This window comes from Edaphobacter modestus (assembly GCF_004217555.1).
Lineage (GTDB): Bacteria > Acidobacteriota > Terriglobia > Terriglobales > Acidobacteriaceae > Edaphobacter > Edaphobacter modestus.
In genome coordinates this window covers 4207878-4233824 of record NZ_SHKW01000001.1, presented here as the reverse complement: position 1 = coordinate 4233824, position 25947 = coordinate 4207878, and the positions used below count along the sequence as shown (strand labels likewise).

At 55.2% G+C, this 25947-nt stretch carries 19 protein-coding genes and 3 pseudogenes; 12 read left to right on the top strand and 10 right to left on the bottom strand.

Annotation, left to right across the window (positions count from 1 at the left end; translation table 11 throughout):
* The first annotated feature begins 25 nt into the window (after positions 1 to 25).
* Complete coding sequence (locus BDD14_RS17960) at positions 26 to 961, top strand: LysR family transcriptional regulator (protein WP_130420005.1); 936 nt, start codon at positions 26 to 28, stop codon at positions 959 to 961.
* Between the two features lie 189 nt (positions 962 to 1150).
* Positions 1151 to 1582, top strand: a pseudogene (locus tag BDD14_RS17955) (transposase); the annotation flags it as partial.
* Positions 1583 to 1952: 370 nt separating this feature from the next.
* Here BDD14_RS17955 and BDD14_RS17950 read toward each other — a convergent pair.
* From BDD14_RS17950 to BDD14_RS17935, 4 genes are all read right to left on the bottom strand, one after another.
* Positions 1953 to 2591 carry an FMN-dependent NADH-azoreductase gene (locus BDD14_RS17950; protein WP_130420004.1) on the bottom strand — a complete coding sequence of 213 codons (639 nt, stop codon included), beginning with the start codon at positions 2589 to 2591 and terminating at the stop codon, positions 1953 to 1955.
* 40 nt (positions 2592 to 2631) lie between these two features.
* Positions 2632 to 3408 carry an alpha/beta hydrolase gene (locus tag BDD14_RS17945; protein WP_130420003.1) on the bottom strand — a complete coding sequence of 259 codons (777 nt, stop codon included), beginning with the start codon at positions 3406 to 3408 and terminating at the stop codon, positions 2632 to 2634.
* A 281-nt stretch (positions 3409 to 3689) separates the two neighbouring features.
* A complete protein-coding gene (locus BDD14_RS17940; RefSeq protein ID WP_165420128.1) occupies positions 3690 to 4076 on the bottom strand; it encodes a tautomerase family protein in 387 nt (128 codons plus the stop codon).
* A gap of 427 nt (positions 4077 to 4503) precedes the next feature.
* Positions 4504 to 5391 carry a LysR family transcriptional regulator gene (locus BDD14_RS17935; protein WP_130420001.1) on the bottom strand — a complete coding sequence of 296 codons (888 nt, stop codon included), beginning with the start codon at positions 5389 to 5391 and terminating at the stop codon, positions 4504 to 4506.
* Between the two features lie 109 nt (positions 5392 to 5500).
* Between BDD14_RS17935 and mdcA the strand changes: the two genes are divergently transcribed.
* The 8 genes from mdcA to mdcH are packed head-to-tail and all read left to right on the top strand — an operon-like array spanning position 5501 to position 12580.
* Positions 5501 to 7156, top strand: coding sequence for a malonate decarboxylase subunit alpha (gene mdcA / locus BDD14_RS17930; RefSeq protein ID WP_130420000.1), 1656 nt, complete (start codon positions 5501 to 5503; stop codon positions 7154 to 7156).
* Positions 7156 to 8070, top strand: a complete 915-nt coding sequence (locus tag BDD14_RS17925; protein ID WP_130419999.1) for a triphosphoribosyl-dephospho-CoA synthase — start codon at positions 7156 to 7158, stop codon at positions 8068 to 8070. The genes mdcA and BDD14_RS17925 overlap by 1 nt, the downstream gene beginning before the upstream one ends.
* Positions 8057 to 8353, top strand: a complete 297-nt coding sequence (locus BDD14_RS17920) for a malonate decarboxylase subunit delta (protein WP_130419998.1) — start codon at positions 8057 to 8059, stop codon at positions 8351 to 8353. Before BDD14_RS17925 ends, BDD14_RS17920 begins: the two co-directional genes overlap by 14 nt.
* Positions 8350 to 9225 (top strand): biotin-independent malonate decarboxylase subunit beta, encoded by an 876-nt coding sequence (locus BDD14_RS17915; RefSeq protein ID WP_130419997.1) that lies wholly within the window; start codon positions 8350 to 8352, stop codon positions 9223 to 9225. Before BDD14_RS17920 ends, BDD14_RS17915 begins: the two co-directional genes overlap by 4 nt.
* Positions 9222 to 10055 carry a biotin-independent malonate decarboxylase subunit gamma gene (gene mdcE / locus BDD14_RS17910; RefSeq protein ID WP_130419996.1) on the top strand — a complete coding sequence of 278 codons (834 nt, stop codon included), beginning with the start codon at positions 9222 to 9224 and terminating at the stop codon, positions 10053 to 10055. The genes BDD14_RS17915 and mdcE overlap by 4 nt, the downstream gene beginning before the upstream one ends.
* A 9-nt stretch (positions 10056 to 10064) precedes the next feature.
* The gene (locus tag BDD14_RS17905) at positions 10065 to 11009 is read left to right on the top strand and encodes an AEC family transporter (RefSeq protein WP_130419995.1); all 945 of its coding nucleotides are present in this window, start codon (positions 10065 to 10067) and stop codon (positions 11007 to 11009) included.
* 6 nt (positions 11010 to 11015) lie between these two features.
* Positions 11016 to 11672, top strand: a complete 657-nt coding sequence (locus BDD14_RS17900; protein WP_130419994.1) for a malonate decarboxylase holo-ACP synthase — start codon at positions 11016 to 11018, stop codon at positions 11670 to 11672.
* Entirely contained in the window at positions 11636 to 12580 is a 945-nt protein-coding gene (gene mdcH / locus BDD14_RS17895) for a malonate decarboxylase subunit epsilon (RefSeq protein WP_130419993.1), read from the top strand. Before BDD14_RS17900 ends, mdcH begins: the two co-directional genes overlap by 37 nt.
* Positions 12581 to 13509: 929 nt before the next feature.
* On the opposite strand, the gene BDD14_RS17890 is transcribed toward mdcH, so the two are convergent.
* Both BDD14_RS17890 and BDD14_RS17885 read right to left on the bottom strand, forming a co-directional pair.
* Positions 13510 to 14682, bottom strand: a complete 1173-nt coding sequence (locus BDD14_RS17890) for a phosphatidylinositol-specific phospholipase C1-like protein (protein WP_130419992.1) — start codon at positions 14680 to 14682, stop codon at positions 13510 to 13512.
* A gap of 75 nt (positions 14683 to 14757) precedes the next feature.
* The gene (locus tag BDD14_RS17885) at positions 14758 to 18177 is read right to left on the bottom strand and encodes a TonB-dependent receptor (protein WP_130419991.1); all 3420 of its coding nucleotides are present in this window, start codon (positions 18175 to 18177) and stop codon (positions 14758 to 14760) included.
* Between the two features lie 186 nt (positions 18178 to 18363).
* Between BDD14_RS17885 and BDD14_RS17880 the strand changes: the two genes are divergently transcribed.
* On the top strand, positions 18364 to 19686 hold the full coding sequence (locus BDD14_RS17880) for a hypothetical protein (protein ID WP_130419990.1): 1323 nt from the start codon (positions 18364 to 18366) through the stop codon (positions 19684 to 19686).
* A 286-nt stretch (positions 19687 to 19972) separates the two neighbouring features.
* A pseudogene (locus tag BDD14_RS17875) lies at positions 19973 to 21072 on the top strand (IS3 family transposase); the annotation flags it as partial.
* A 131-nt stretch (positions 21073 to 21203) separates the two neighbouring features.
* Here BDD14_RS17875 and BDD14_RS17870 read toward each other — a convergent pair.
* The 4 genes and pseudogenes from BDD14_RS17870 to BDD14_RS17850 all read right to left on the bottom strand — a co-directional run bounded on the left by BDD14_RS17870 (position 21204) and on the right by BDD14_RS17850 (position 25836).
* A complete protein-coding gene (locus BDD14_RS17870; protein ID WP_207231765.1) occupies positions 21204 to 22118 on the bottom strand; it encodes a metallophosphoesterase in 915 nt (304 codons plus the stop codon).
* Positions 22119 to 22235: 117 nt separating this feature from the next.
* Positions 22236 to 24241 (bottom strand): annotated as a pseudogene (locus BDD14_RS17865) (TonB-dependent receptor domain-containing protein).
* Complete coding sequence (locus BDD14_RS17855; RefSeq protein WP_130419987.1) at positions 24238 to 24645, bottom strand: carboxypeptidase-like regulatory domain-containing protein; 408 nt, start codon at positions 24643 to 24645, stop codon at positions 24238 to 24240. The pseudogene BDD14_RS17865 and the gene BDD14_RS17855 overlap by 4 nt, the downstream one beginning before the upstream one ends.
* Before the next feature lie 84 nt (positions 24646 to 24729).
* On the bottom strand, positions 24730 to 25836 hold the full coding sequence (locus BDD14_RS17850; protein ID WP_130419986.1) for a glycoside hydrolase family 99 protein: 1107 nt from the start codon (positions 25834 to 25836) through the stop codon (positions 24730 to 24732).
* Positions 25837 to 25947: the final 111 nt, after the last annotated feature.

Sequence of the window (25947 nt, the reverse complement as noted above, 5' to 3'; positions counted from 1 at the left end):
ACTTATAACCAATTAGCATAAGTACATGAGCTTCGATGACCGCCTTCTAAATGGCGTGAGCGCCCTTGCTGCCGTGGTGAGATCGGGCGGCTTCGCGGCCGCGGCGAGATCCTTGAACGTCTCCCAACCGGGCATCAGCCGTGCGGTAGCTCGGCTCGAGGCGCAGGTTGGAATCCGACTCCTGGAGAGGACGACACGCTCCGTCTCCCTCACAGACGAAGGCAGGCGGTTCTACGAGACCATTGGCCCGATTGTGTCGGCGCTCGAAGACGCCACCTCCGCCCTGGCCGAAGGTAAAGTGATCGTCCGGGGGAGACTTCGCGTCAACATGGACCCTTACTTCTCGCAGCTCATTCTCGGACCGCAACTCAGTGGATTTCTCAAAACATATCCGGAGCTTAAGGTGGACCTGATCACGCGGGAGGGCCTCGGAGATCTAATCTCGGATGGGTACGATCTGGGAATTCGCTTCGGCGAGCCGCGCCCATCCACTCTTGTCGCCCGAAGATTGCTGGACACGAGAGTTCTTACCGTAGCCTCGCCCGGCTACTTAAAGAAACACGGCCACCCTACCGACCCGCAGCAACTGGTAGCGGAACGACATCTGATGATCGATTTTCGAGACCCGGAGACGGGCCGTCCCTTCGAGTGGGCATTCCGTAAAGGTCGAAAGGAGATCAAGGTTGAGACGCAAAGCCAGCTCATGCTGAGTGACGTCGCAACAATGCACGCGGTGTGCCTGGCAGGATATGGGATCGCCCAAGTCCTCGAACTCGGCGTCGATGCCCATCTCTCGAGTGGACGACTGGTGACCCTCTTTCCGGATTGGGAGGAGGAACGCTTCCCCCTGTATGCCTACTATCCCTCGCGCCAATACCTCGCACCGAAGACGCGCGCGTTTCTCGAGTTCCTATCTACGACGGTCCAGGCCTCGCACTCGCGCAAAACAATCCCAGGCTGATTCCGAACCCGCGAACGGGATTCCCGACATCTTGGTCATTGCTTCTCTAGAGGCTGTTAATAACTTTAGTTCTCATGTGTAGGAAGGCAGTGATTGTGTTGTTGTCATCGCGCAGCATAGTTGGATGGGGAATAAGGGTCAGGTTGGTTATCCGAGCGATGTGAGCGATGAGGAGTGGTCGTTTGTGGCGATGGCGCCAAGCGGCGCAAAGGAGCCAAGGTGCACGCTGCGGTGGACACCCTGGGCAACCTGCTCGCCTTGCATGTCACCGCCGCCAACGAGCAGGACCGCGCCCAGGTGGACAAGCTCGCCGAAGCGGTGCAGCAGATGACCGGAGACCACGTGGAACTTGCCTACGTCGACCAGGGCTACACCGGAGAAACCGCGGACAGCGCGGCCGCCCGGCACGGCATTCAACTGGAGGTGGTCAAGCACACGGAGGCCAAACGGGGCTTCGTCCTGCTGCCGCGCCGATGGGTCGTCGAGAGAAGCTTCGCCTGGGCCCCGCGATTCCGCCGCCTGGCTAGAGACTACGAACGCCTCTCCCAAACCCTCGCCACCTTCCACTACTTCGCCTTCGCCTGCCTCATGCTCAGCAGAATCTTCAAAATGCTCAACTGAAGTCATTAACAGCCTCTAGTGTGGATGTTCGGGAGTTCGCCGCGAGAATCAAGGCCCCGACGCTGCTGATTACTGCAAAGCACGATCAGATCGTGCCACCAGCCTACTCGGAGAATCTGGTTCCTGACGCGAAGACCATTGAACTCAATTCGTGCCACTTGATCTTTCTGGAGAAGTCAGTCGAGCTGGCTTTCGCCATACTTTCGTTCTGCCAATGGCAAGCAGGCGAACTTTCCCATGAAAGGTAGATAAACATGCCTCAATATTTGAACTTGAAGAGATGGCGGTTGCCTGTCATTGCAGTCCTCACGGCCATCACGGCCTTACCGGTACGGGCCGAACAGATTCTAGCGCAACCCTGGTTCTGCTACTAGTTAAGAAACCACTCAACCAGTCGTTCCAGAGTAGCTTTGCCCTTCGCCAGGCTCACTTCTGATTCCTGACGATCTTGATTCCACGCGTTGTCAACAATCACGCTGCGAAGATCTCGAACACCTACAAGCTGCAACCAAAAGTCCAAATAATTCGTTTGGTGATCGAATCGCGACGGCGGTATTGGAGTGCCCTCCAGGAAACGTGAACCGCGTGTATAGACGACGATTGCCTTTTCCACGTTCAAGAGCGGGCCGTACTGTTTGCCGTCGTAGGCAAACAGATAGTTTCGCTGAGCTACGAGATCAATCAATTGTTTGAGCTTGTAAGGCAGGCCAAAGTTCCACATTGGCGTTCCTAAGACGATTCGATCGGCGTTCTGAAAGCGTTGGATCAACGATTGAATACGCTCCCATACGTTGGACTCTGCCTCAGTCATCGTTTCGTGCTTCACTGCTTTGTACTTCGCTCCAATTGCCTCGTAGTCGAACTCCGGTAGCCGTTCATGCCAGACGTTCAACGTATCCACAACTATCGAGGTGTCGTCGGATTTGCACGCCTCGATGAATGATTTGGTGAGGCTGATCGAATCGGAAGATTCGCCTCTTGGTGACGACTGAATTTCGAGAAGTTTCACTTGGTCCCTCCGGGTGTGGGGACTCCTTACGGAGTCCGAGCTATTTTGAAACCGCACGTGCTGCACTCTCAATTACATCTGCGACCTCCTTGGGATGCGAGACGTAGACTGAGTGGCTGGCGCCTGCGACTTCGACCGTGTGGCTATGAGCTCGCTCGGCATAAAACCGTTCTAAGTCAGGGTTGATCGTTCTATCCGCTCCGGCGACGACCATCCAACTCGGTTTTTCTCTCCATGCAGGCGTGGTGATGACTGCCTTGAAATTGTCCGCGGCGTTGGGGACCTGCGATCGCGCCATGAAAGCGGCCTGCTCCACAGAAAGATCGGCTGCAAAGTACTCATGGAATTGGGTGGGATCGAGGTACGTGAAACCATCTGCCGTCTTCTTTATCGCACCAGACTTGCTGAGGTCACTCGGGAAGCGCTTTCCGTCGTCCGCTTCGTTCTCTCCAGCGTCTGGCATGTGCGCTGCAACATACACCAATCCGGCAACCGATGGATCCGTGCCCGCTTCTGTAATTACGGCTCCCCCATAGCTGTGCGCGACAAGGATGCTCGGTCCGTCTTGCAGTGCGAGGATACGCTTCACGGCGGTCACATCATCATGGAAGGATGTCTCCGGCTCTTGGACGATGCTGACGTTGAAGCCATCCCTGACAAGGTTGTCGTAAACGCCCCTCCAACCGGAGCCGTCTGCCCAGGCACCGTGGACGAGGACGATACTTTTCACTTCGGACTTCTGGGCGTGCAAGTTTGGGGTGCTCGACAGGACGGCCGCACACAACATTGTGGCGAATATGGCGAATCGATTGAACATAACTATCTCCAGTTCCTTTTTTGTTGAGTTCTGCGGTCGTTTCAAAAACCTAGAAGTGTCACTGCCGGTGAGGCTCTCATCTCGCGGTTGCCTCTCACGCCTTATACGTTGCGGCGCTCATTTTCCCTTGGGTCAAGCTCCTCCATTTCCATAGGCCCCCATCTCGGCTGTTGATTCTTTAAGAGCAGTTCACAGATCCATTGCTGCGGGCTTCGAAGCGGTCTCTCCTGTACATCTCCAGCTTCCTCGAAGCCATGCCGCAAGGATGCCATGGGCGGTGATCAGGCAAAGGCAACAGGTGGTGCGAACTGTCCGCCACCGAATGATCCGCTCGCGCGATCGGTCTCCAAAAAGAACACCATTATGTCGTTTGGGTCGATGCCTGCTTCGCCAAGCTTCTCGACAAGGGCGGCAACAAGACCTTTTTTCCGATTGGTGTCAGTCCCTGAAGATACCAGCACTTCAATCATCAACATCTGGTCGGTGCGCGGCTTGGGCAGTGCGGGATAGTACAGATCAACTCTGAAATCGCTTGGTCCCAACGAAAGGAACCGTTGGAAAAGGTCATCCTCTGGATATCCAGCAGCAATGCTTGCAGCATGGATGGCTCTGGAAAGACGGTCCTTCTCGTTGGTTGACCTGTTGGACTTCATCGTTACGGTAAACAAGGGCACAGAACCTCCTGATTGATGAATATCTCTGCCTCCCGGCATTTCATGAGCCCCATCTCGATTGTTGTTGCTCGCGGCAAGCTGCCTCGAAGCTAATCAGCGGTGGTGAAGACAGCCGGCGAAAGGCGTCTCCGTGCGGCTCTCCTCCAGCGGATGGATTTTTGTGACTCACGCTACGTTGGACTCTTCACAGGTGATTCGCGATTGTTGCTTATTCTTATGACCGTGATATGGACGACTAATCATGGGTCCCTATTGCGGAATACTCGTCGATGCGCCCGGCAATTCTGCTCAACTGGGGAGGCAGTCAAATTGCAAGAGAAAAGGAATTCGGTCCTAATAGTCGAATTGAGGACAGTGGACCCAAAGAGCCGTGCGAAAACGCACGCCCTGGCCAATGTAGTCGATGGAATTTATCTTCGTATCAACGATTCAGCGACGTGCGAGCGAAGTCACAAAACCGGCGAACTACCGCAGCAGTGTTCTGCCGTGCGAAGGCCAACCCAATCTCGGACTCCGGCAGTCGATCCGCAATCGAGCACACGGCCACCTTAGAGACGATTCTCTTTGCGGCAGATGCTGGGACAATCGAGACACCCACGCCGGCATCGACGAGAGAGATGAGTGTAGGCATCTCTCCCGCTGTTTGGACCACCTTAGGGATGACTCCAGCGTTGCTCAGAATTCCAGTCAATAGATCATGGAATCCAGGAGCGTGCTCCCGCGCATACATGACAAATGGATTCCCTTTGAGTTCGTGCAGTCGAATCTCCTTTTTTGCGGAAAGCGAGTGCCACGAAGGTAAGATCGCGATAAATGGTTCCCTGTGAACCGTTGTCACCTCAATCTCTTTGCGATTTTCAATGGGAAGACGAAGAAAGCCTACGTCTAACAAACCATCGTCTATCATTTCCAGTTGAGCGCCCGTCAAGATGTTTCTTATGGAGAATTCAACATCCGGATAGCTCTTCCGAAAGCGTCGCATCAAGTTCGGGACGATCTCAAAACCGGCAGTTGATATAAAGCCGATGCGAATATGGCCGAGTTTGCCTGCTGACGCCCACTGAGCTTTCCTCTTGGCAAATTCGAGTTTTTCCAGAGCGACCGCCGCGTCTTCCCGAAATGCCTGCCCAGCCTCCGTAAGCACCGTACCTTGTCGGTTCCTGCTTAGGAGTTGAATACCCAATTCGTCCTCAAGCGCTTTGACTTGAAGGCTAAGCGCAGGCTGGCTCAAGTTGAGGAGCCGAGCGCTTCGACCGAAATGAAGAGTTTCAGCGACGGACAAGAATGAACGAATGTGACGGAATTCCATGAGGTCTCCTGATTAGCTGACGCTATCACGATTATAAAAACTCTTCATCGCCGTAAATGATGTGTTGAGTATCAAATCATTTGTGTAGGCAAGAGAGGAGACAGAGACGATGAGCGAGCAAAGACTGCAACAGGCATCCTCGTGGACTAGGCGGCGTGAGGAGAAGGAGCGCCGAATGCAGGTGGTGATGCGGTGGATGAGCGGCCCCGTACTTCCTACGGACAAGACAGTTGAAGCCCTTGAAGCCCTGGTCGTGGCGGGAGATCGAATTGTCTTGGAGGGAGACAATCAGAAGCAGGCCGACTTTTTGTCGCGGTCCCTCGTAAAAGTTGATGCGAAAAAAGTACACGACCTGCATCTGATCATCTCCAGTATTAGCCGTCCCGAGCACCTCACATTGTTCGAACTCGGAATTGCAAAAAAGGTGGACTTCGCGTTTGCAGGACCTCAGAGCCTTCGTGTTGCACAGCTGCTCGAGGACGGGGTCCTTGAAATTGGGGCGGTTCACACTTACGTCGAGTTGTACGCTCGCTTGCTGGTCGATCTCATCCCAAACGTCGTCCTTGTGTGTGCAGAGCAGGCGGACCGCGAAGGCAATCTGTTTACGGGGCCGAATACAGAAGATACACCTGTTATCGTGGAGGCTGCGGCTTTCCACGACGCGATCGTGATCGTTCAGGTGAATGAGATCGTCGAAAAACTGCCCCGCGTCGATATCCCTGGGTCTTGGATCGATGTCGTTGTTCAAGCAGACAAGCCGTTTGCCGTAGAGCCTCTCTTCACACGCGATCCACGTCACATCAATGAAATCCAGATTTTGATGGGAATGATGATCATTCGAGGCATCTACGAGCGCCATCAAGTGAAATCTCTCAACCACGGGATCGGCTTTGATACTGCGGCCATCGAGCTGCTTCTTCCGACCTATGGAGAATCGCTTGGGTTGCGCGGAAAGATCTGCGAGCACTGGGCACTCAACCCTCATCCAACCCTGATTCCTGCGATCGAGAGCGGTTGGGTCAAGAGCATTCATTCCTTCGGAAGCGAAGTGGGAATGGATGACTACATCAAGGCACGGCCGGATGTCTTCTTTACCGGACGCGACGGAAGCCTGCGGTCAAATCGAGTCCTTTGCCAGCTTGCGGGTCAGTACGCAGTCGACGCTTTCATCGGGGCAACTTTGCAGTTGGACGGAGAAGCAAACTCGTCCACCGTGATGACAGGCAGACTGGCAGGCTTCGGTGGCGCGCCGAATATGGGGCATGACCCACATGGGCGACGACACACAAGTAATGCATGGCTGGATTTGAGAAAGGACTCGAACCCGCTCACCCGCGGTCGCAAGATCGTCGTACAGACGTTGGAAACATTTGCGAGTGGCGGAGTACCAGCCTTTGTCGAGACTCTGGATGCCGTTGAGGTCGCGAAGAAGGCAGGTATGCCGGTTGCCCCCATCATGATCTACGGCGACGACGTCAGTCATGTGGTGACGGAAGAGGGCATTTCCTACCTCTATAAGACCGAAGGTATTGAAGAGCGCCGACGGGCTATCGCTGCCATCGCTGGAGTCAGTCCCATCGGAATCAAAGCGAAAGCTGAGGAAACAGTAGCTCTACGGAGGAAAGGCATTGTCGCACTTCCGGAAGACTTGGGGGTCCATCGACTCGAGGCCGGTCGATCCTTGCTGGCTGCGCGCAGCATGGAAGACCTGGTTGCGTGGTCCGGGGGCCTCTATCAACCACCGGCGAAGTTCAGGAGTTGGTAATGTATCTCGCGACACGCAAAGAATCCGTTGCATCACCGTTTTGGCTTCAGCAGCCCGCGCATCTCGCATTTGTCGCGAAGCAGGCCTTGGTTGCAGAAGCGGAGCTGACACCGAAACCGGGGCTCGTCGACAGACGCGGTTCCGGAGCACATAAAGACCTTACTCTGGCTCGAATGAGGCAGTCGGCGGAGGCGATCGAACCTTTCTTCGCATTGATGGCCGAAGCTGCCAGGAAGCATTCGGTGAATCAGGTGCTCCGACAGGAGCTGGGTGCCATCGGGCGAGACGCAGAGACTGCCATGTTCGCTGTCACTGGGGGCTCAAATGCGCATAAAGGTGCAATCTGGGTGCTCGGCCTCCTCGTGGCTGCTGCTGGTCAAGGCAACGACCATAGTCCGGAGCACTTGGCTGCTCGAGCGGGTTCTATAGCGCGGATTCCGGACATTGCTCGCCCGCAACTGGTTTCTCACGGATATATTGTGCAGAACCGTTATGGGGTGATCGGGGCCAGAGGGGAAGCGACTGCTGAGTTTCCTCACGTGGTGCAGGTTGGACTCCCATCTCTTCGCGACGCACGTGCCGCCGGCAAGACAGAAACCGCAAGCAGGCTGTCCTCGCTGCTGAGCATCATGGCCATGCTTGATGACACATGCATTCTCTACCGCGGTGGTCTGGCGGGGGCAGAGAGAGTCAAGAACGGTGCTGCCACCGTGATGAAAGCTGGTGGTCCAGGAACAAGACGGGGGGACGCGGCGCTTCGGGAGTTCGATCATGAACTCCTTCAAGAGCGACTCTCTCCTGGAGGAAGTGCTGATCTGCTGGCTGCTGTCCTGTTTCTCGACTGTTTAGATTCGGCTGCGGCAAGCATCGTGGATGACAACAGTGACAAGGAGGAGAAACATGGAGCAGATTGAATTTCACTATCCAGCCGCAAGGCGCGCCGTAAAGCAAAGAGCCCACGTTGGTGTTGTGGGATCGGGAGATATGGAGGTTATCTTCGAACCTTCAGCCCAGGATGGAGCTCATGTATCCATTACCACAAGCGTGAATGGATATCGGGACACATGGAAGGCAGTCTTCGACAGGTTCTTCTCCCGATTCGATGGCGCCGTCAATATTCACATCAACGATGCTGGTGCCACGCCAGGCAGTGTTCTACTTCGCCTGGAACAGGCCGTGGAGGTAACAGAACAATGACTACAACCGGTTTTTCTCCACTCTTCGTGCAGCGCAAGAGCTTCATCGAGTTGGACGGACGCCGTCGCGCCTACGCGCTCTTTGACGAGAACACGGCAACAGAACTCGTCGGTCCATTCGATCGAGCAGAATCTCCCTGGCTCCCTATGCAGGGGGTAGCGCCACAATCCGATGATGGCTGCATTGTCGTCAAGGGAAAGATCAGCGGCAAGCCTGCGGTGGCCATCTCCCTGGAGGGCGCGTTTCAGGGCGGAAGTATTGGAGAAGTGTCGGGTGCAAAGATGGTTGCGGCGTTGGACCTCGCGACGATCGATTCAAAGGCTGGGAAGCCAACCGCCGCGATCCTTCTGCTCGAAACTGGCGGTGTGCGCCTACAGGAAGCCAATCTGGGGCTTGCGGCAATTGCCGAAGTCATCGCTTCCATTCTTGAACTTCGCCAGCATGCTCCAGTGATCACCGTGATCGCCGGCACGGTTGGCTGCTTTGGCGGAATGGCTCTGGCTGCTGGCGTTTCAAGTTACGTCGTGATGACGCGAGAGGCTCGTCTCGGTCTGAATGGTCCCGAAGTGATCGAACAGGAGTCTGGAAAGGATGAGTTCGATGCTTCCGACAGAGCTCTCATCTGGGCGATTCACGGAGGCGAGCAACGTGTAGGTATGGGGTTGGCAGATGAGCTTGTCGAAGATTCGGTCGACGCAATCGGCTCCGCTGTCCAACGCTTTGTTACGGCGGGAAAGCCCGCGCAGCACCGTAGCGAGCAAGTGGAACTTTATCGCCAACGCATTGCGGATCTTGATTCGTCCCGCCAGATTGATCCGTTGGCGCTTAGGGAGCAATGGAAGAGTCTCGACTCGAAAGGAGGAACGCGATGAACGAGCATATCGGATTACGTGGCAAGGCATGGTTTCAGGCGCTAACAGGGCGGGACAGAGCAAGGAAAGAGGATCCGGCTTCGGTTCTCGCCGCGGACGCGACGATAGGAGATGAACTGGCCCTATTTCTCTGCGTCATACCCAATCCCGAAAGCCGTTTCCCATGCGTACGAGATGGTCAAGTGGGTCTGGAAGAAGGGTATGCCCTGGCCTACCGGATTCGCGAAGTATTAAACGCAGACAAAGACAAACCAAGAAACCAGAAACGGCCGATCATCGCTATTGTTGATGTGAAAAGCCAGGCGTATGGCCGCCGTGAAGAGACCGCTGGATTGTTCCTGGCGGCAGCAGCTTCATCGGATGCATATGCCTCCGCACGAATGGCAGGCCATCCGGTGATTGCATATGTTGTCGGGCACGCATTCTCAGGAGGGTTTCTGACACACGGTTACCAGGCAAATCGAATTCTGGCGCTCGACGATGCTGGAGTAACGATCCACGCGATGCACAAGGAAGCTGCGGCGAGAATCACTCGGCGCTCTGTGGATGATCTCGAACGGCTTGGTCAACAAATTCCGCCGATGTCTTACAACGTTCAGGATTATGCCAAGCTGGGCCTTCTGCATCAGTTGCTGCATGTTGAAAACCCGCTCGAGCCAAACCAGTCAGAAGTCGATGAAGCGAAGAACGCGATCACCGCCGCTATCGCCGACGCGCGCAAGGGTTCGACGGATTTGGGCGTCCGGCGGGAATCGCCGGCAGCGCAACAATCGCGAAAGGCCGGCATCGCCGCTCGGGCATTGATGGAGCAACAGTGGAAGAACGCTTAAGAGGATACCATGGCAAAGGAACTTGTTAATGCACTTATACCGATCTTCGCGGGCCTGCTTCTTGGTTTCTGGGCAGGCCGTCGAGGGTTGATGGACAATGTCAATGTACGCAACCTGATTGCGCTGGTGATGAACATCGCGGCACCATGTGCGCTCTTCCTGATCATCATTAATACTTCTCGAGCAATCCTTCAACAGCAGATTTGGACGTCGTTGGCAATCACGCTCACGTTCGCGGCTCTATACATTGGGTGCTATTTCTGGGCGCGGCGTAATACAAATTCAGTCTCCGAAAGCGCCGTCATTGCCCTCACCTTTGCATTCCCCAACAGCGCTGCAATCGCCGTGTCTCTGCTTACAACCACCTATGGGCATGGAGCAGCTGTACCGGGAGCCCTCTCCATCGCTATGGGAGCAATCGCTATAACCCCTGTCACGTTAGCTTTGTTGGAGGCTGACAGCCAGGGGAAGGCGACAACGATTGGGGTACGAACTCTTGCCGGTGGCGTTGTCCGCTCCCTAACGCGTCCGATTATCTGGGCTCCCGCGCTAGCCTTGGTTCTTGCCAGCATCGGCATACACATTCCCGAGTATGTGGCGAGTACTTTTGGTCTGCTTGGCGGCGCGGCGACTGGTGGCGCCTTGCTCCTCACAGGCCTCATTCTCTCCGCGCAGCCCTTTACTCTAAACGGTCCGGTTCTGATCACTGCTTTCGCAAAGCTTATTCTCCAGCCGATGTTGGCTTTTGGCATCGCTTTGGCAATGCCGGTAAGCCATCAACAGATACGAGACATCACGCTAATCTCCGCGATCCCAGGAGGATTCTTCGGGATCGTATTTGGCAAATCATTTAACACGATTCCCAAAGTTGCGAGCTCTGGGCTGATCGCGACCTATGGACTGGCAATCGTTACATTACCTCTCTGGATTGTCCTCTTGTCCCGATTCATATAGGCCACTATGTTGTCATTACCTTCGCTTCCGGAAACACATGATCTGCTTCGCCTGTCCTCTCTGGAACTCGAGCAGGCCAGTGCGGTCAAACCCGAATGGGTAGACGCCGCTCTGAAGGCCAGCCCATGGGTGGTCGTGCGACGTGCATCCACCAACGGGAACCTAGTTCCAGTCGGCGTACGGGGAAAGGATCGAGCGCAACGCTGGGCGGGATTCGTAAACCCCGAACAGATTGCACAAATCGTGTCGCCAAATCAATTGCGGAAATCCTTGGCCGAAAACTCAAGGCGCTGCCTCCGGGCTTTCGACTCCCTTCGGTTTCTTGGGATGAAGGTCGCACTGAACGCTCTCGATTGGGGCCCGGGAGGAAGCACTGGATTTGAGCTCGCCAGCGGAAGTCCAACCGTCACTGAGACGAGCGACCTGGATATTGTCATCCGCTCTCCCGAGCCGTTTGATCGCGCATTTGCGCGCTCGATCTGCATTCAGCTTGAAGGTGCCCCTGCCAGAGTCGATACCCTTGTTGAGACACCCTGTTGCGGCTTCTCTCTGGACGAATATGCACATAGTCAACTGGATAAGGTTCTCGTGCGTACCGGTGCAGGTCGCATCCTTGCTGAAGACCCATGGGACGTTCGGGGCGGGAGGCAATCGTGGAGGTAGCATTTCTGTTTCCTGGTCAAGGCTCGCAAGAGCCTGGAATGTTGCATGATCTGACGCCTGGTCAGGGCACGGAGGCAGTGCTCCGAGAAATCAGCGGCACATTAGGTTTCGATGTACTTTCACTCGATACCGCTGGAGCTCTCAAGTCGACGATCGGAGTTCAACTGTCGTTGTTGGCTTCAGGAGTTGCTACGGCACGCCACCTGCTCAGCCGCAGCATTCGTCCCTCTGTGGTAGTCGGTATGTCCGTTGGCGCTTTTGCCGCAGCCGTTGTTGCAGATGCGATCTCGCTTTCGGATGCCACCAAGTTGGTGAGAAGCCGCGCCGAGCAGATGGAGGGTCTTTACCAAGCTGGGTATGGAATGGCCGCAATCATTGGTCTTTCCGAATCCCAAATCTCAAGCATTATCGAAGGTGTTACAACCGACTCTCAACCTGTTTTTGTCAGCAATCTCAACGCTCCTCGCCAAATTGTAGTTGCCGGTTTTGTTCGCGCCATCGAAGAGGTGCTGGCAAGAGCGCGCGCACTAGGTGCACGGAAGACCGAGTTGCTGCGCGTGTCTGTTCCCTCACATTGCCCCTTGATGGAGTCTGTTGCTCACTCCCTCGATCAACAATTGCAGGATATGGAAGTTCGTGATCCTAAGTGCATCTACATCTCAAACATCCACGCGCGGGCTGTTCGAACGGCTAAAGGAGTGCGGGAAGACTTGGCGAACAACATCGCGCACACTGTGCGCTGGCATGAAGCTACAGAAGTAGCCCAACAGCTTGGCACCCAGATCTATATCGAAATGCCTCCCGGCCACGTCTTGAGCGATCTGGCTCGCGACAATTTGGTGGGAGTGGCAGCGCATCCTGTCTCTTCAACAAATTTGGAGTGGTTAGTTGCACATGTCCAGCACTAAGACTATCCCGGCAATTGCGAGCAACGAGCGCGAGTTTCAATGGGGTCGTGAAGTTTTGTTTCTCTCTAACGGGTCGCAGCGGCCGACGCACGCCCAAGTTGAGCCAACAGTTCGGAAGAATAGACTCTCACTAGTTCTCGCGTTATCGCTTCGATGAGCGAGCAGCCGAACACGTCCGCCGAACTTAACGATCAAGCAAAGCTCGAAGTGAGACTAGTCGCTGATGATTTCGGGAGCAAAAGCGTGAGTGGATTTGATATCTCCTAAGCATTAGGATTTCAAGGGTCGCCGAACTGTTGCAAGACAAATGGAAAGTACGTGCTGAGATCTTCTTGAGCGGGGTTCGTATCAGAACGCCACCGACCAACAAGTAGAGCGATCTTGAAAAAGGGCTGGCGTCGCCGATTCTGCGGCATCCGCACTTTGCACATTCCAAGAGAGTTGGAAGCTTGCCTCTAATCAGCAACGCAGCGCACGACCAATACGCGACCATACCGAAAAAGTGTCATGTTATTCAAAACAGGATATTTGCTAAAAAGACGTGAAAGCCTCCCGTCTGGGAGGCTTATGTTTTATTCCTCGTAAATCATTGATTCTAAAGTGGTGGCCAGAGACGGGATCGAACCGCCGACGCCGGCCTTTTCGGGCCCCTACCAATGGACCTAAGTGGCTTAGAATCAGCTAAAGTGATTGATACGAAATACGTTAGAGCAGCGCCGATTTAGGATTGTTTGGGATGGTTTCCTCCCCAGTTGTTCCCGTATTGTTCATGCCCCAACAAATCGACCCAAAGACGTTCTCGCTACGCACAAGCAAGCGCTTTCAAATGAGACAACGAGAAGTGGGCTGGAACCAAGCGTTTCCGCCATTTAGGTTCTTCTAATTTGAAGTTAGTAGAATCACGGTGCAATGATCGACCATATCGCGGACTACTGGTGAGTTTTTGAGACTCCACTTGTTGGTCCTAGGGGCGGTTCGAGCAGCTGATCCCTGCATCCGATTGGAGCATTCACGGGATTGCATCGAGCGATTGTCTCGTCGGGAAGCGCAACGAAATACCCTGTCCACTTAGACATTTCAAAAGCCGGGTAATCCGTACTGATGAATTGCGCACCGCTCTTAAGCAATTCGTCGCGACGCCTTGTATCATTCGTTCGAGCTGCGATCGTGTTTTCGTCAGCGCGCGCGCGCACGATATATCCGCGCTCAACCAACGAGTTGATCTTATCGGCAGGCGCTTCATTCTCTTCTATGAACGCCGCGTCTGGCTGACCGGGACTGGAGTTGGTGAACAGAATGCGGCCCCTGAGTGAGGGATGTCCCGCCGTATAGATGGGCCCGGAGGGCTTCTGATCCATCAGAAAGAGCACCTTGCCTCGCGAAGCCTCAAGTTTGGGCCAGTTGCCTGCCAGCACTGCGGCCTCAAGCGTCGGATAGGCTCCGCGAACCTGGTCGGGTACGATCAACTCCGAAGGGCTGAAAACCGATCGGATCTCAGCATCCAGTTCATCGAAGTCGGCTGCGGTAAACTGCGGTGCTGTGACACTGTTGGGAATTGTGGCAACGCCGCCCGCTTTGTTCTCGATAAGCAAGAAAATTGGACCGTGCTGCGGATGCGCCTGCGACCAGGACCGTACTTGCCTCAGGCACTCAACGAAGAGCTGACAGTTGCTGCGTTCATTCAGGTCGACGATATGAATCACCTTAAGACCCGGCTTGTCCATCTCGTGTGTTGGATCGAATACCGGATCTGCAGGGAGTTTCGCCTCCCGCACTAGATCTGTAATTCGCGGATGAGAATACCGCCCGCCTTGCGGATCGGCTGCGATGTCTATTTCCATCTGGCGCACACCACCATCCAGCTGTGAGGCAAGGGATCCGTGTGCGTAATCAAGCGCCTGAAAAGCTTTCGGATTCTTCTCCTGGAGCCACTTTGCCTCACTTGGCGCGAAACCACGGTTGTAGCTGTTGTGTGTTCCGATGACTTGAATCTGATTCAAGTGGACAAGCTGGTCCTGCGAAGCGGCGGTCTGTGCCTGTGCCTGAATTCCCGATGCGGCAGCAGCAATGATTGCTGCTGCGAGAGCAATTGATTTATGCATAAGTATTTCCTCTGAAATTTCGGTCAAAACATAGGAGGGACGGCACACCTTGGAAACGGGTGTGCCGTCCTGGCTCTAGAAAGAAAGCCGAAGGGCTAGCTGCAACTGTCGCGAGGGGTAAACATTCGAGGCGGTGTACGCTCCGAAGTTACCTCCATCGCTGAGGTTCGAATCGGGACTCGCGAAGTTGGTTTTGTTCAGGACATTGAAGCCTTCAAGACGGAACTCAAGATTGCTCGAGTCCGACCAGAGGCCGAATTGCTTGTGCAGACCAAGGTCAAGTTGGTAAAAACTCGGTCCGCGCAGGGCATTTCTACCAACGTTTCCGAAGGGCTGATCGACCGCAGGAGTGCTGAGCGCGCTCGCATTCAGCGTGCTCAACAAAGCCGTATTAGTCTTTCGATAGGCGCTATGCGGGTTGGAGACGGATTGCAAGTTGCCGGTCAGATTTGGCCGATAGCTATAGACCCCGCTCGTCGTACTCACGGTCTGATTCGATGTCGGCGAATAAATGAGGTTGATAGGCAGACCACTCGTGGCGGTGCTGATCGCAGAGAGCTGCCATCCGCCGAGCACTTCACGCACTGCCCGCGGTGCATCGCTGCCGAAACGTCTTCCGGTGCCGAACGGCAGATCCCACAACGCCGAGAGCGTGTCATTCAGGGGCTGATTGTAGCCAGAAGGACCACGATCCCCACGGGTGTTTCGGATATTCACGTTTTGGGAATCACCGTTCTGCGATTCAAGATCGGCTGAAGCGTTGTTGATTGCCTGCGACCAGGTAAACGAGTTCAAGATTCGGAGACCCTGCGAGTAGCGCTTCTCCAGCTTCACCTGCAGTGCGTTGTACTGCAGGAAACCTCCGCCAAACGTCTCGAGGATGTTGGTGAAGTTGCTGATCGGTCGGCGTTGTTGCAGCGTAAGGCACGCGGCAGGGTTGTTTGCGCAGGCAGGCGATTGCGTCGCGGCCTGATTGAAGTCACCGAGCACCCGGACATGCGAGCCATGGTTGTTGAGATAGCCGATGCCCAACGAGAGTGTAGGTGTAATCTCCTGCTGCAGGTTGACATAGGTGGTCTGCACGTATGCCGTGGGGTCGTCTTTAGGGATGTAGCGGGTCTGCGCCTGCAGCGTGGAGAAGTTCGCCGCTGTTGCAAAGTTATCGACGTAGCCCTGTTGCGTGGTGCGGAAGCAGCTCAGCGGAGCAGACTGTGCTGTGCAGTTTGGCAAAGGTTTGCTCGCGGCTCCGGGACCGAATTGCGGCGTCTGGTCTACGGTAGCGTCGACGATGAAAGGACCGTTGTAAGAGAGTGTGCCTTCTCCACCGAAACGATAAAACGGAGCGTAGCTGATGGCATATCCGGCCCGGATCACCGTGGACCGCTGTACCTGATACGCAAAGCCGACACGAGGAGCGAAGTTGAGTGTCTTGGTATTGAGAAGTGCGCGTTTGTACAGCGACCCGGAGCTAGCTTGAACGAGTGTGTTGCTGGTGGGATCGAAATTCGCGAGGTGGTTATCCTTCTCCCAGTACGGCGTCACCAGTTCATAGCGCAGCCCCAGGTTCAGGGTGAGTTTATCGTTGACATGCCAATCATCCTGCACATAGGCAAAGTGCTGGCGGCGCAGGTAGGTGATCGTCGCAAGATTGTTCAACTCATAGTGTGAACGTGCACCGACCAGAAAGTCTGCAAGGTTATAAGCCTGTTGCAGAATGGCCGTGGAACTCTGTGCGCCACTGGCGCGACTGAACTGGCCGGCATAGGTGTCGGCACCGAACTGCGGATGGAAGTCCGAGATCGACTGAGCGATATATCCATACTCATAACCGAACTTCAGGCTATGCCGACCGTGGATGGTGGAGTAGTTCACCTTAGGGTTATAGAGTTTGGGGTTGGTGAACTGCGGATTCGTCGCCTGCCGTCCGAACTGGCTGAATCCAGTAACGCTCTGCGTGTTCACGCCACCAATGATCGTCGGGTCAGTGGGAATGTTCTGGAAACCGGCAACCACGTTGGTTGCACCCAGGTTGTAAGGGTTCTTACCGCTCTGCGTCCAGGTGAGACCAAGTCGCACTTCGAGAATGCTGTTGGGGCGAATGTTGTACGTCCAGCCGCCCGCGACCTGCTTGACATAGCTGTAGAGCGTTCCGTTCGAGTTACCTCCGGCGAGCCCTTGAATGTTGGGCGCGCTGAAGATCTGCTGATGAAGTTGGCTATAGCGCGCGAAGAAGGTGTTCTTCGGCCCCAGATAGTAGTCGGTACGAATATCACCCTTGTCGCTGGTCACCGTATTTGCAGGCTGCGAGGCGTAGTTGGCTTGTCCTGGAGTAGCGCCGGGGACGTTCGGCATAGGAAGCGCTGCCATCACCGCCGTCGCGAAGGCGGATTGATCACTCGCAGGTATAATCCCGTTCGCATACGAGGCGCCTGTGACAGCATTGATGAGCGGGATCGGCATTCCCATCGCGTTCGTGAAGATGCCCTGGCGCTGCTGCGCGGTGGGCACAACCGCGCTTTGGATCGCCCGATCGATGTGGCGCAGCCCTTCATAGTCTGCAAAGAAAAAGAGCCTGTCGTGCTTGATTGGGCCGCCCAGCGTTCCTCCGAACTGATTCTGGATCAGCGTTGGTTTGATGCCGTTGCCAAGGAAGGGGCCATAGGCGTTCAGAACGGTATTGCGGAGGTAGTCGTACGCAATGCCGTGGAACTGGTTGGTGCCGCTTCGGGTGGACACGTTGACGATGCTGCCGGCCGCGCGGCCGAACTCTGCGCTGTAGTTGTCGGTCTGGACCTTGAACTCCTGAACGGCGTCGGGCGAGGGCACCATGGCCTCGTTGGAGTAGCCCTGGTTCGCGGTTTGGTAGGCGTTGTTGTCCAGGCCGTCCAAGAGGAAGTTATTCGCCATCGAGTTGAGACCGTTCACGTCGAAGGCGCCTTCACGGCTGAGGATACCCGCAACGGCAATAGACGACCGCCGCACACCCGGAACCAGCAGAGCGAGGTCGGCGTAGTTCCTGCCGTTCAGGGGCAGGTTCACGATCTGCTGAGTGCCAATAACCTGTCCGTTGTCGCTGGTCGAGGTCTCCAGCAGTTCGGCGGCGCCGGTGACCGTTACGGTCTGGTTTTCGCCCCCGACCTTCAGCGTAAGGTTTACCTCCTGCCGGCTCCCAATCGAAAGATTGAAAACATCCGTTTTCGAAGGGCTGAACCCGGCTGACTCGGCGCTGACAGTGTAGGAGCCGATGCGGACGGTCGGGAAGACGTAGGTGCCATCGTCCTTGCACGCCACCGTCTGTGAGGTGCCGGTGGCAGTATTGGTCAGCGTCACCTTTGCGCCGGAGATTGGCAGGCCTCCTGTATCGCGGAGTGTGCCGAGGACCACGCCCTGGTCGAACTGGCACCAGGCTTGCGCAGAGGTCAAAAGAAGAAAAAGCGACAGCAAAAGGCTTCGCCATTTACCCGGGTGTGGCCCGGCAGATCCAGGAAAAAGCATTTGGGGACTCCACAGTGAGACGTTGTTTCAAGCCTTTCGACCATAGCGGCGAATCGCCGCCGAACCGCGGAGTTTTACGGATGCTTAGCAAGATAGAGGTATATGTCACTTCGAATGAACCATTTACAAGCAGTTAACAAGCCTCATTTAACGTGTTTAACATCCGCCGGGGAGCATTTTTCACCTATGCCTGCAAGCGTAATGACCCCAGAAAAGAAGGAGGTCCGGGCACTGTTAGCTGCTGATCCCCGATGGCAGCTCGTGCTGCGGATTACCTCCTCGTCAGGGTTTGTTCGCTCTCCCAAGCTTGTGCTGTTCTTAAAATTCGTCAGCCGCATGGCCCTGACCGACCGGGCCGACCAGATCAGCGAGCAGGAGATCGGAGCTAAGGTCTTTGACAGAGACCCGAATTACGATTCCTCTGCCGACAGCATTGTGCGAGCACACGCGGTCCGCCTGCGAACGAAGCTCGAAGATTACTTCCTGAATGAAGGCGTCGCCGAGCAGCTCCATCTTTCCATCCCCAAAGGGGGGTATGTGCCTGTGTTCGTGCCGTCCCCTTCTGCGCAAATTGCCGACAGCGTTGCCAGGCCCGTGCCGCATCAGGAAGATCCAGCGAGTGACCACGCCCCCGGGACTGCTGATAGAAATCGCCTTCTGCGGTTGAGCGTCGGTGCTCTTTCGGTGCTTGTCCTTGGACTGGCGGCTTCCTGTATCCATCTGTACCGGCTACGCGCTGAACAGTCTCCCGCCGGCCAGACCGCAGCGGACAATCCACTGCTCGACCGCATGTTTCAGCCAGATACACGAACCATTGCCGTCATTGGGGACAGCGGTCTGGTGATGTACCAGCGCGCGGTTGAAAGACAGGTCGCCTTAAGCGAGTACCTGAACGGTAATTACGTCCGCGACCGGCACCAATTTGGGAGCAATACCTTCTCGATCGACGATCTCGCGACACGACGCTATACCTCGGTCGTAGACTCGAATACAGCTACGAAGCTTTCTGCGATCGTCAAGCCAAAGTCTGCAGCCCTGGATATCAAATTCGCTCGCGACATTCGTCCCAACGATCTGAAGGATGCGAATGTCATTCTCATCGGAGCGCATGAGTCCAATCCCTGGGTCGAACTCTTCGCAGAGAACATGGACTTCTCCTTTGAGAAAGAACCCGGTGGTCGCGCCTTCGTTATTGTGAATCGTGCGCCACAGCCGGGCGAACAGGCAAGGCTGGTACGCAAAGACGGGGACCATAAGATCTACGGACTTTTTGCATCCATAGCGGGTCTGAACAGCAAGGGTGAGGTCCTCATCCTAGAGGGAACCTCTCAGGCGGGTACGGAGAGTGTCGCAGATCTACTCTTTAATAAAGATCGAATTCGGGACCTTATCCGAAGTGCAAAACGGCCAAATGGACAGATCCCACACTTCGAGATGCTTCTCGAAAGTGACAACACTGGAGGGAGCGCATCCCAGGTTCTCGTCAAGTCGGTCCACTGGCATCAGTAACCAACTAAGCAGACTTTTTCGTAACGAACCGATAAGGAGTACTTATCCCAAGCCGCCATATGAGGCACTAGCAGCTAATGATATGAATTCTTCCTTACCGTAGATGTTGGTACAACCACATCATCACCGAAACCTACTGATATGAAAATGGCGGAAGCGTATTGCCTCCGCCATTTGTTATAGGTGCGGATTGCGGTTTTAGAACGCGTAGTGAAGGTTCAGCTGCAGATTGCGCCGGCTTGGTTTGTACCAGTGACTAAGAGACACACTGGAACGAGGAGAGCCTATGTCCCGAGGCAAGAGGTATGGGGCGGAGCAGGTAGTGAACCTGCTACACAGATCGAAGTGGCTGTGGCGAACGGGAAGACGACAGCGCAGGCGTGCAAGGAAGCGGAGATTGTGGAGCAGACGTATTTCCGTTGGCGCAAGGAGTATGGCGGTCTGCAGGTGGATCAGGCGAAGCGACTGAAGGAGCTTGAGCATGAGAACGCGAAGCTGAAGCGGTTGGTTGCTGAGTTGAGCCTGGACAAGCTGGTGTTGAAGGACATCGCCTCGGGAAACTTCTAAGCCCTGAGCGACGGCGTTGTGCGGTCAGCCATACCTGCGAGCATGGAGTCAGTGAGCGGCATGCGTGCCTTCTGTTGGGGCAACCCAGGGGCACGCAGCGCTACCGGCCGACACAGCGTGAAGACGAAGATACTCTGACTCAGGCCATCGTTGCCCTTGCCAGCCAGTATGGCCGCTATGGGTATCGCCGGATCACGGCGCTGCTCCAGCGAGCCGGTTGGCAGGTAGGCAAGGACCGAGTCGAGCGCATCTCCACCCCGGATCTGGCGTCGCGAAGGGCTGAAGGTACCGAAGAAGCAGAAGCCGGGAGGGCGGTTGTGGCTCAACGATGGCTCGTGTGTCCGGCTGAGGCCGACACACCCCAACCATGTGTGGAGTTATGACTTCGTGAGTGCGCGAACGCACGACGGCCGCAGCGTGCGCATCCTGAACCTGATCGACGAATCCACGCGGGAGTGCCTGCTAATCCGTGCGGAGCGACGCTGGAGTTCGGCCAAAGTCATCGAAGCACTGGCCAGTGTAATGGTCTTGAAAGGAGTTCCGGAACATGTACGTTCAGACAATGGTCCTGAGTTCGTCGCGAAGGATCTGCGCAACTGGCTTGCGGGCTCAGGAGCGAGGACGTTGTATATCGAACCCGGCTCTCCCTGGGAGAACGGATACTGCGAATCATTCAACTCCAAACTCAGAGACGAGTTCCTCAACGGAGAGATCTTCTACTCCATCAAGGAACTGAGTGTGCTAGCTGAGCGCTGGCGCGTTCACTACAACACCGTCAGACCGCACTCCTCGCTGGGATATAAACCACCAGCTCCGGAAACGTGGCTGACTGCAACCAGCAAGGGGCATGGAGCAGTGGAAACCGCTTCGCGCCGATTGGCGCGGGTATCAGGCCAGAAAACGCGACAATACATACCATCGCAGGAAGAGATTTTCAATTGCGCTAAATCCTACGGCGTGTTTACGCCTACGTTTCCTCCTGATGAGACTGCCGTCGAGCCTGACTCACATGCTGGAAATGACTTCACGTCAATCTGATTCGGTAAATTCCCGAGGCCGAAGTATTGATTGCAGAGACCGTGCTCCCCGATTGCGATTACCCGGATGCCAGATGAGGCATTTCCAAGCGGTTTGCCTACCGGGCCCGTGGAAACCATTGTAAGAAAACCCTCTCTCCCCTCCGAGTTCTGATGAAGATGGCCGGCGAAGTTATATCGCACACCTGCACCATCGAGAATTGCTAGGTAGCAAGCACGAGCGTCATGTGGAATATTGAAGTATTGATCTGGCTCATCTGCAGTGTGTAAGAACCAAGGGATATGCTGGAACACTACAATCGACTTGACTCCGTCCGCCTTGGCTGCCCTGAGTTCTGTTTCGAGCCACTCCCGCTGTGTTTTCTCTTCATCCATCACTTTCTCGGGATGCTGAATGATGCTCGAGTCGAGCACAATCCCTTCCATGTCGCCATTCCGAAAGGAGTAGTAGTCCTTCCCGAAGAGTCTGCGATACGCCTGTAGACTCTCATGCGTCGGAATATTGCCGACATCATGATTGCCCGCAACATTGTAGACCGGTATCTGCGGGTCGATCTCGTGCGTGACGCGAAGATACTCTGCGATTTGGGACGCGTCCCCCGGCTTATTGATCAGGTCCCCTGTTATGACAATGAAGACAGGATGCAGGCGATTCGCGGTAGCAATGGCGAACTCCAGGTTTGCCGTCTCTTGCTTGAACCCCACGTTATTCGTATACATACCAAACTGCGGATCGCTCATCTGAATGAAGAAGGGTTCCTGGCCGCGGACAATCCCCGACAAGAGAACGATGGCACCACAGAGTTTTAACCATTGCGGATGAATCACGCGTTCCTCCCAACCATAAGCTTAGGGATCTCCAAAACAATCTATATGCGAAGCAGGAGACCCTGCCGTCAGTAGCCGACAGGGTCTTCCGAAACCTACTTCTACGACGTTTTCTGCTTAGTAGCTGATACGGAGCCCCAGCTGCAGTACACGATTATTGCTACCGCCTAAGACGCGCCCGAAGTTCGGGCTCCCTACAGTGCTGTTTGGGGCGTCATATAAAGGGGTGTTTGTCAGGTTGAACGCTTCTGCTCTGAACTGAACTCTCAGATTTTCACCGAATGCCTGAGAGCGATTCAATCCAAGATCATAGTCTGTCGATCCGGGAGTGCGAATATCCGGCTCATTGCGACTGGCGTTTCCTAAAGTAAAGGGCGCTGCAATCTGAAATGCCGAAGTATCAAACCACGTGTTCAACGTACGAGGAGACGTGGTGAGCTGACCGCTGTGAAGTTTATTGGCGTAAGACGTGAACCCGGAGACACCCGCTACATTTGGCGCAGAGATACTGATGGGGTATCCACTTTGAAAGCGGAAGATACCGTTGAGTTGCCATCCTCCCACGACCCAGGACGCTGGACCATGAGTGAGGTATCGTTGCTTCGCTCCAAAGGGAAGGTCCAACACATGAGCCACCGAGAAGACCTGTGGCGCATCAAAATCTCCCAAAGCACGCGCTGACCTTAGGTTATTGGGATCGGCGATGTAGGAGCGGCCCGCAAAACGCTCGGGAACGTCATCGATCAATTTGCTCCAAGTATAGGCAGCCAGAATCGAGTAGCCATGGGAAAAGCGCTTATCGGCTTTGGCCGTCAACGCGTGATAAATCGAATCGCCCTCCGGATCGCGTTTCTGGCTTACTCCCAGGTACTGCGGGTATGGCCTCAGCAACTGCACTGCTTGAACGGTCTTTGCACTGAGAGTACCTGTCGTGATCTTTCCGTAGAAAGGATTTGTGACCTGTTGCAGCAGAGCATTGCCCTGGCTGAGAACGGAGGAGCTTGGAACATCGATCTGTTGATCATTCCAAAGATGCAACCCGCGACTACCGGTGTATCCCAGCTCAACAACGAAGTCTTTTCCGCCCTGCTGTATGCTGGCGGTCCACTGATCGTTTCGAGGAGTCACGAAAGTCCGGTTGAGGAAGCTACTGATGCTGGTTCCCAGAAGGCTCGATGGGGGCTGGTTAACACCCGTGATAAAAGGATTGGACAGCGAAGCCCCTATCGGAGGCAGATAGGGATTGGAGGCGGGCTGCCCCATGAAGAGTGACGTCGTTGCCTGATAGCCACTTCCAAACTCGCTTGGCACCGCGCCGACTCCACCATTGCCCGCGCTGTAGAACATGCCATAGCCAGCGCGGACGACAGTATTGGAATGCACGGACCATGCGACTCCGATGCGGGGACTGAAGTTGAGGTTCTCGGAGATCGTTTGCCCTCTCCGGCTCGCATTTGTTGAAGTCAGCAAACCAGCCTGGTTCGTGACCGGATCAATCGCGTTCTGGTCAAAGTAGGAGAGCTGGTTGTATCGCTCCGTCCAGGGACTGGTATGTTCATAGCGGATGCCCGCATCGATCGTAAGCGTGGGCGTTAGCTGAAGGGTGTCCTCGAGAAAATAGGCCGAGTATATTTGCTGCATCGCAAGAGATGGATCAATCGTAATCGAGCCGCTCGCGGGAAGACCGAGCAACAGACTAGCCACGCCGTAGCCGGAGTTTGCCGAAGCTTGCGCAGGATTCGGCCCTTGTGTGTATCCACGAGTAAAGGAAAGTCTCCAGCCGGCGTGAAAGGCGCAGTCGTATTGTTATGGAAGATCTCGAGGTTGGCACCGGCTTTGAAGATATTGTGTCCTTTGACCCAGGTCACGCTGCCGAGGGCCTGCCGGTTCTCCTGGTGACTATGACGATCTGCAGTTGTATCTGGTCCCAGCGAGGCAGCATCCGTTGTTGTAATACGCGGGAATAACTCTGTTTTCACTGCACTAACGAAAGCTGAGTTGAAGCCGAGCGAACCCAGATCGAACCCCAGACTACTCGGATTGCTGTCGCTGTTTCCACGCGTAAAGCTGACGCGAATCTCCGCCAGCAACGAGGGCGTGAAGGCGATATCGTCTGCGATCATTCCTGTATAGCTGGTGGTAATGACGGGTTCGTAAGCTGTGGACGTTTGTCGGGGATAGCCGAGCGGACGGTTTGAGTCTTACCCGTGCCGCTCTTGATCGTAGTAACGACAGCACCAGAGACAACTGCACCGGAAGGATCGCTGACCGTCCCAATAAGGCGCGCAGCGACGCTCTGTGCCGCAGCAACACCGCTGAGACCGAAAAACGAAAAGAGTAAGAGAGCAACACACGCGATTGCAAAGGAACAGGCAGGGCGTTCGGACCGAGCAGGTTTAATCACAGAGAGAGCTTGTTCGTGATTGGCTGCTTGAAGGTCCTTGACGCTCAGTCCCATTTCACCGCGAACAGTGGGTGCAGGCTGCTCGCATTTTTTGAGACAGGATACTTGTCGATAGGTTCGCATTTCATCTCCGTTCGAATGAGTCAATGTTTGAGAGCGACAGATCGCAGTAAGTTAAAACCGATAGAATTCCATCCGGCTCTTTACTTATCTCGGAATTGTTAGAGGGAGCCTCGAACTGTTAGGAGTCGTTCCGTGAAGCACAGACGCTGCACTACCGGCCACGCGAAGATACCAATCCGATGGAAGTCGACAGCCATCAGCATCTAAAGAAAGAAAAGGTGGAGATGCGGGAAGCTCATTTTGAGCAGCTCTTGTCTTGAAGATCGCCGTTCCCTCGTCCACCTCATCGAACATGGCACTAAAGATCATCGAGTTGCCGACGTCTACTGCGTTGAAGAACTGGCGCCAGTAAAACCGGCCACAGTCGCGCGGAATTTGATTGGTAGGTCGATTGTCGTCGCCCCGAGTCGTCCATAGGTTGTGCCAACTGAATCCTGGGAAGATCACGGGCATGTAGTCCACCCCCATGCGCCTGGCTTCCAAGACGTCCGGCTCCAGGTGGTCACGGCGAAATTTATCGATCGTCTCCGCCGAGTTGTAGTGACCGACCGTCCAGGGGCTGATCACATCCACTGATCTATAAACTTTCGCCCATTCTGCGCGCTGCGCCCCTTTCTCGCTCAACGTCCTCCAGTCGGCAGGTACGCCGGCAAAAATAGTGATTCCGCCGTAAGCCAGGCTCGCCTTCCTCAGTCCATCGATGAGCACTTCAGCCAGATCGGCGCTAACGTACCTGCTGCCCGGGAAGCCCAGTCCGAAGATGCCCACCACGATATGACCGCGATGCCTCTGATAAGCGCGACTTCGACCGATCCCCTGAGCTTCGAGTGCGGACCAATCAGCAAGCGCGCGATCGATGCCACGGCAATCCTTAGTGCCGGTGAGGTCGTATTCAACAAAGAAGCTGCGATCGTGACGTTCCGCGGATGAGGCAACATTGGCCAGCACCTGATCGATCTCGACTTTTCGCTCAGGTTGTCCTAGTTCTGTCGCGAACCGCTGCAGGGCGGCGCCGTCGATTCCGTACTCCTGCATCCACGCGAAGTGCCGATCAACCGTCCTCGGATTCTGCGCTGTATAGACATCGACGGTCTGTCCGGCACGGCTTGTCCATTGCGTCGCGCAGCGCTCTGAGGCAGTCAACTCCGTCGGATCCGGCAACATATCTACCGTCGCTTCGCCATTCTTCATCCAATGAACCCATTTGCTTGGGGGCTGGTGGGAGCTATCAGGACATCCAAACCATCCTTGATATCCCACGATCAGTTTCCCCTGAAGGGTTGCATTGGAAGGCTGCAAGGT